The organism is Paenisporosarcina sp. OV554, from assembly GCF_003058165.1.
In the GTDB taxonomy this organism is placed as follows: domain Bacteria; phylum Bacillota; class Bacilli; order Bacillales_A; family Planococcaceae; genus Paenisporosarcina.
Map to the genome: position 1 here is coordinate 1 of NZ_QBUC01000050.1, position 6,520 is coordinate 6,520.

A 6,520-nucleotide genomic window follows, 5' to 3' on the forward strand; every position below is an offset into this window, starting at 1 on the left:
GTAAGCATTGTAATCACCTCAAGATTTTATACTTCTATTATAAAAACAAAAAAGACTGTAGACAAACTCGATTTTTCGAGTTTGTCTACAGTCTGGGAGATTCCCTAATCGGAATCTCTTTTTTTGTATTAAACTTTAAAATATTCTTTGAAATCTCTGTAACTCATTTTTTGTATACTACTTGCCGAACTGCCACCACTTCTTCTTTGCCTCGTTAGCAGCTGCAATTTCAGATTTAACTTGAGTTTTAACTTCTTCAAGCATTAACTTTTTATTTTCTTGAGATTCCCGAAGAGATTGCACAAATACTTTATCATGCTTATCTTCTATTCTCTTTAATTGTTCTTTTAGCTCGTTGTTTTGATTTGCAATGGCGGTCATAACGTCATGGAGTTGTTTTTCTTGAGCATTAAGCGCAGAAGATACGGCTTGTTCAACTAAAGCCATAACGTCATAACTATTTGTTTCTTCTTCGCTAATAGCGTCATGACCGTCATGACCATTCATTTCGCCAATTTTCTTAGCGACTTTTTCAATCGTCATACCGTCATACTTAATAAGCTCCATGAACTTTTCTAAAATTTGAATATCTTCAGCAGTAAAAATTCTATGACCTTGCTGATTCTTCTGGAATACATAGCCACCGTCTTTTTCCAAAGCAGCTATATATTTTTTGTATAGAGATTCCTTGATGTCTAGCTGTTTCATTACGTCACTCGGTTTATAAACAATCGTCATAACGGCATACCCCCATGATTGCATATTCGTCATGACGTTATGATAATCCTTCATCTTTCGTCTAGCCAATTATGAAACAAAGGCAAAAGAAGATGCGGAGGCTAAGGCTAAGGCTGACGCTGAACAAAAAGCTAAAGATGAAGCCGAAGCCAAAGCTAAAGCGGAAGCCAAGGCAAAAGAGGAAAGTGTCCCTAGGGAACATAAATCGGCGTTAAAGAAAGCGGAGTCATACGCGAAAACTATGCACATGTCAAAAGCAGGCATTTATGATCAGTTGACTTCAGAACATGGAGAGAATTTCCCTCCAGAAGCCGCTCAATTTGCTATCGATAACATTGTATTCGATTGGAAAGAAAACGCATTAAAAAAAGCGCAATCATATGCAGAAACTATGAATATGTCAGATTCGGCTATTTATGATCAATTGATTTCGGAATACGGGGAAAAATTCACTCCGGAAGAAGCGCAATACGCGATAGATAATTTATAATAAAATAAAAATAAACCACCTTCCATTACTGGTTGGTGGTTTTTATTTTGCCAAATACATCTCCAGTAATTCCTCTGTACGATTACGCAGCCTCACATTCAAATACCTTCGTTGCTGTTCATACCCTCCATAATAAAAAGCGTAGTTTGTACACGTATCATCTCGATCACCTTTAATAATCCTCATGTTGTTCTGACGGAGATAAAATTTAGTTTCTTTCAAATCTTTTTGAACAGCTTTTATGGATTGCTCAATTATGTTTATGTATGGTCGTTTTAATTTGAAAGCGCCTTTTCCAAACTCTTCACGATCACGCTCTAAAATAATAATGACCATCGGCAAGTAAATCATGTTCTCAAAGTAAGGTAAACTTTCAGCTGGAATGAGTGCCACTTAGATTACCGCACTATCATTACGTTTCACAGGGATTAATGCTAAGACATTATCGATTTTGAAAGTGCGTTTGGTATTGCGAAGGAAAAAATATGCTTGAAACGACTCACCATACACTTTAATGACCTTTATTTTACGCTCACTGATTTGACCGTCTTTAGCCATATACATCACATTTACAATTTGCCCATATTGCATTGCTTTCACGATACTATTCTTCACATTAATCCCTCCAAATAAGAACGTTTGTTCCTAGTGTATGCGAACATATGTTTTTAATCAATGGTAAGTATTTCATCAGAAACAAAAAAGACCGTCAAAAATGACAGTCTTTTCTTCTTCAACTAAAGCACCCGTTAGTTAAAAAATTCACTTGGAATATTCCATAAAATATAGTTTTTTGAATATTGTTTGGTCTCCACAACTAAGATCTCTTCATCGTTCTCAAAGGCAAGTCCAGAACCCATCTGTTCTTTAAAATCCCATCCCTTTTCCTTCATAAATTCCTTTATTTCATCGAATCCAGAATTTCCTGTATTCTCCGATACATACCTATTACGAATATTTGATTCAGAAAACTGTTCGTAATCACTATTTGAAAGTTTAAGAACCAATATTGAAGTAAGTATAGGTATAGGATTGCCCTCTTGAAACAAAGCACTTCCGAATCTTAATGAAACCAGACCAGCTATTAAAATAATTAACAAAAGCATTATCAATAATAATTTTTTCAAATCCTACCCTCCGAATACAAGTTATTCACCCGTTAGTTCAATAAACTGTTTATTTCTTATGAACTTTCACATATACTGTTCCGAATAGTTTATCTCCTATATAAGCATCTAACCTCCACATTCCACTTTTAGGTAAGTTCATACTAGTATGAACTTGTCTATCTGCCTTGTTATTTGCCTTATAAAATTCACCTCCGTACACAACTTTTTGTTTTTCATCATTTTCATGTGTGCCTATAAATTTTAATGCTCCATCAAACTCTTGTTCTTCTCCCCAAAAATACCATATATACTTTTGGGTTTTATCAGGATAAAATCTTAGAATCTCACCATCATCGTAACTAAAACCTAAACGACCTTCTTCACCAAGCATAGTGTGATTACCAGATTCAAATAGAGGACTTTCTTTCCAATTTTGTGTGTGATTTTCTTTTTTAGTTATAGTTTCATCATTTTTGTTGGAGACGTTATTACAGGCAACAGTAGTTAAGGAAATAATAATTAAAATAATTAAAATAAAACCTTTTTTAAACATAAACACAACACCGCCTTTTTTTTATAAACATATTCTCCCCCAACTCAAAATATCCTTTTTTAAACTATCCTTCCCGTTAATAGAATAAGAAGCTGGGTTGTATAACGCATACACAACAAGTTGACATAACACCACGATTGGGAAGTATTCAACTAGGTTCATCCGCAAGGTTTTGTTCAGAAAACCAGGAGTTAATGAACACCACATATGTACAGTGTTTTCTGATGGTTATCTCTTTCATTAATGTTCAAGAACTCGTTCAACAATCTAAGTTCAGTAACCTATACGACACTAAGTATAGGTACACGATTAAAATCAAGACCATAAGAAAAGCCGCCTTGTAAAGGCAGCCGGCTGTTCATACGAATAGGTATAATCTATCTCGCTGATTTCTAAGTATGGTTTATTGAATAGGAATTCCTTTAATTGTATCGATTAATCACTAGAAAGAGAATTGAATTCGCTCTTCCGATTTTGAAAATATGCATATACTTTCATTAATATTTGATAAAACACAAACACTGCTGTCGATATTATAATAAACAAGATGAACATAAGTGGCTGATTGTATCTTGGAAATGCGTAAAATACCGAATTGAAAATCAGGTTATAGACAACAATGCCGACAAGCAGAACATATTCTCTCCAGCGATGTCTCATGAAGAATAGCGCAAACAAGGATAAGAAAGACCAACCGACAATATGTTGGTGAATGCTATTTATAATCGACTTTGAAAAACCGTATATTTCCACCCAATAAAATTGGGTATTCCATTGTAGAATTGGCTTGATCCTCATATAAGTCATCAAAAATGATTCCTTATCATCAGCCCACCAGACTTTGATGCGTTCCTTGGCGAGTTCATTTTGTACTTGCAAATTAAAATAAGCGTTTTGGCCCTTAATCGGATATTGATCTTTAATGCCGTTTACTGTTTCTACATAAGGTTCCCCGTAATTTATGCCGGCTCCCTGATAAGTTCCTAAAAGCAAGGGGTTTCCCCCTCCACCTGTCAGAGGGATGAAATCTCCGAACTGCACATAATTTCTTATCCACCATGGGCCGAGTATGACTAAAAGCATAACCGCCGCCACACCAAACTGCTTAAGTCCAATTTTTATCGGGTACTTTTTCAGGATAAAATAGAACAACAGCAGAATTGGATATAGTGCGAATGTAGCTTTGAACATGATGGCAACTAAATAAGATAGCATCAGGATGCAGAAATATTTCCAGTTACTCGGTTCATTTGCAAGCTTAATAGAATAGTAGACAAGCAAGAGGAGAGCAAGCATAAATGGCGCCTCTGTAATAAATAGATTATCGGTCAATATTTGTGGGATGAAGACAGCGAGCATCGCAGCCGACAACAACCCGATGAATCTATTGCCGATTATCTTCCCAATCTTATAGACCATGAATATATTGAATGTACCAAACACAATGAAAATAAATTTCCCCATTAGAATGCCGAAGCTTCCTTTACCAAATAGAAGGAAAATAAGTGCAAGTAGGAATGACTGTCCAGGCATAATATGGACAGTTGCCATATCCGCTTTATGATACGTCAGCATACCCGTCTCGAGTAAAGTAAGAGCGCTTTTCACATAACCCATATCATCGCTGTTAAGTGACAAGTCACTCCCATATTTTACAATTACACCGATACGTAGCAAAAAACCAACTACTACAATAAGGACTAGCCAATAATGTGATTTGATAAAAATGAAAAGTCTTTTATTCATATATAGATTTCACACACTTTCTTGTTCAAGATTGGACACCCGAAGAAAACCCGATGAACGAAACCCCTATGATAATCATTAACACACCTACGATTTTCATGAAGGACAGTGGTTCATTGAAGATGAAGAAGGCTCCGAATACCGCAAAAACATAGGCCAGACTCTGAAGAGGATAGGCAACGCTCAAAGGAACCCGCGTCAAGATGAAGAGCCAAAGTATAGTAGCAAATCCGTACATCGTCAGTCCTGTCACTATGTATGGAGAAAACATCAGTTTAATGATTTCGCCTAACGAAGAAAAACTGTTCTCCTTGTTCATCATCCCAAATTTCCATAAAAACTGCCCTGAAACAAGTATCATTGTATTAAGTAAAATAAGTAGATAATTAACTAGCACTCTTATTATCCCCTTTTTCCATCTCTTCCCGAATCTCATCTATATATTTCATAGAATAGGAGAGCTGCTGTGCAATCTGTTTGATCTGTGTCTGCTGTTTGGTTATGGTCGTCGTCTGAGATACGAGCATGGTAAGGATGATTAAAAATGCAAGCATAAAAATAAGTGATGGCATATATTCAATCCCCAACAACTGCGAGATAGTGTTCATTCCGGGCAAAAATAAGGCTAGCATCAGCCCACTAAAAGACAGAACTAACCAGATAAGCGCCTGCTGATCCTGCAGTTTGTTTTTGGATGTATAAAAAAGCACCTGAGCCAGAAACAGAACGGCCACTAAGATAGAAATTCCCTGAACCATGAATAGCCTCCTAAAACACTGATCGTACCAGTGAAATATACGTTACTTTAAACATATAATAAATTGATTTTTTCGGCGTAATGGACGACTTCCCACCCTGACGCTGATTCATTTCGACTTTGATTTCTTTTATTTTGAAATTCCTTCTCGCCAATTTGACAAGTACTTCCACTTCTGGGTAATCTGTTGGATAATACTTACTGAACGATTCAATGACTTTTCGATTGACGATGCGGTATCCTGATGTCGGATCGGTAATTTTCATTCTTGTCAATAGATGGATGAAGCGATAAAAATAATAAATACCAATCCTGCGCGGCAAACTGCCTCTGTACGCACTTTTCTCCAAGAATCGTGAACCGATGATCATGTCATAATCCGTTTCCCTAATTTCTTCTATGAGATTCACCAAGTCTGAAGGATTATGCTGACCATCTGCATCAAGTTGGATGGCATAGTCATACCCATGGTCGAGGGCATACTGGTAACCCGTTTGCATAGCTCCGCCAATTCCAAGATTAATAGGCAAATCCATATGATTAAATCCATTTTCATCAAGCAATATACGGGTTTGGTCCGTCGAGCCATCATTGACGACGATATAGTCAATATGTGTGACTGCCTTAATATTTTTCACAGTTTGTACAATAGAATCTTCTTCATTAAATGCAGGAATAATTACAATCACTTTTACTGACAAATCTAAACCTCCCTACCAACAATATATAACAGAAATTTCCTGAACTTCTTTATAATACATAATACTTGCCACTAGAACCACCAAATATACCCAGAAAGCTGAAAACCATATTGCAAGTAACCAAACCTTGAAGTAAAGCACCCATAGAATTCTTTTTATTTTTGAACATTAGATGTATCCTTTTCACTTTTCATTTCTGAGTAGGGCATTTTTGTAATAATAATTGGATCACTGATTGTAGAGGCAAACTGCCCGTTAGGGTAAGATCAACCTCCATACGTAAGTGTATAGAACATGCACCTCAGGTTGACATAACACCCCGACTAGGAAGCGTGAAGAACAAGATGCTTTTATCCAATTTCGATCGGCTTTCTTATTTGATGCACAGTTTTGTGCACCGGCAAAAGGCAATGAAAAGGGTCAAGT

The 6,520-nt window shown here is 36.4% G+C and carries 9 protein-coding genes and 1 pseudogene; 1 reads left to right on the plus strand and 9 read right to left on the minus strand.

Going from position 1 to position 6,520, the window contains the following annotated elements; genetic code table 11:
* Positions 1–177: 177 nt before the first annotated feature.
* Entirely contained in the window at positions 178–771 is a 594-nt protein-coding gene (locus C8K15_RS19570; RefSeq protein WP_158268371.1) for a MerR family transcriptional regulator, read from the minus strand.
* Positions 772–907: 136 nt separating this feature from the next.
* Between C8K15_RS19570 and C8K15_RS19575 the strand changes: the two are divergent.
* Positions 908–1,228, plus strand: a pseudogene (locus C8K15_RS19575) (Ltp family lipoprotein); the annotation flags it as partial.
* Between the two features lie 42 nt (positions 1,229–1,270).
* Here the strand turns inward: C8K15_RS19575 and C8K15_RS19580 are convergent.
* The 8 genes from C8K15_RS19580 to C8K15_RS19615 all read right to left on the minus strand — a co-directional run bounded on the left by C8K15_RS19580 (position 1,271) and on the right by C8K15_RS19615 (position 6,094).
* Positions 1,271–1,621 (minus strand): YhjD family protein, encoded by a 351-nt coding sequence (locus tag C8K15_RS19580; RefSeq protein WP_108588065.1) that lies wholly within the window; start codon positions 1,619–1,621, stop codon positions 1,271–1,273.
* Positions 1,622–1,843 carry a transcriptional regulator gene (locus C8K15_RS19585; RefSeq protein ID WP_108588066.1) on the minus strand — a complete coding sequence of 74 codons (222 nt, stop codon included), beginning with the start codon at positions 1,841–1,843 and terminating at the stop codon, positions 1,622–1,624.
* 134 nt (positions 1,844–1,977) lie between these two features.
* Complete coding sequence (locus tag C8K15_RS19590; RefSeq protein WP_108588067.1) at positions 1,978–2,355, minus strand: hypothetical protein; 378 nt, start codon at positions 2,353–2,355, stop codon at positions 1,978–1,980.
* Positions 2,356–2,404: 49 nt separating this feature from the next.
* Complete coding sequence (locus C8K15_RS19595; RefSeq protein WP_108588068.1) at positions 2,405–2,890, minus strand: hypothetical protein; 486 nt, start codon at positions 2,888–2,890, stop codon at positions 2,405–2,407.
* A 435-nt stretch (positions 2,891–3,325) separates the two neighbouring features.
* A complete protein-coding gene (locus C8K15_RS19600) occupies positions 3,326–4,636 on the minus strand; it encodes a glycosyltransferase family 39 protein (RefSeq protein WP_108588069.1) in 1,311 nt (436 codons plus the stop codon).
* 25 nt (positions 4,637–4,661) lie between these two features.
* Positions 4,662–5,033 carry an EamA family transporter gene (locus C8K15_RS19605; protein WP_233260586.1) on the minus strand — a complete coding sequence of 124 codons (372 nt, stop codon included), beginning with the start codon at positions 5,031–5,033 and terminating at the stop codon, positions 4,662–4,664.
* Positions 5,023–5,394 (minus strand): DUF2304 domain-containing protein, encoded by a 372-nt coding sequence (locus tag C8K15_RS19610; RefSeq protein ID WP_108588071.1) that lies wholly within the window; start codon positions 5,392–5,394, stop codon positions 5,023–5,025. The genes C8K15_RS19605 and C8K15_RS19610 overlap by 11 nt, the downstream gene beginning before the upstream one ends.
* 10 nt (positions 5,395–5,404) lie before the next feature.
* On the minus strand, positions 5,405–6,094 hold the full coding sequence (locus C8K15_RS19615) for a glycosyltransferase family 2 protein (protein WP_233260587.1): 690 nt from the start codon (positions 6,092–6,094) through the stop codon (positions 5,405–5,407).
* Positions 6,095–6,520: the final 426 nt, after the last annotated feature.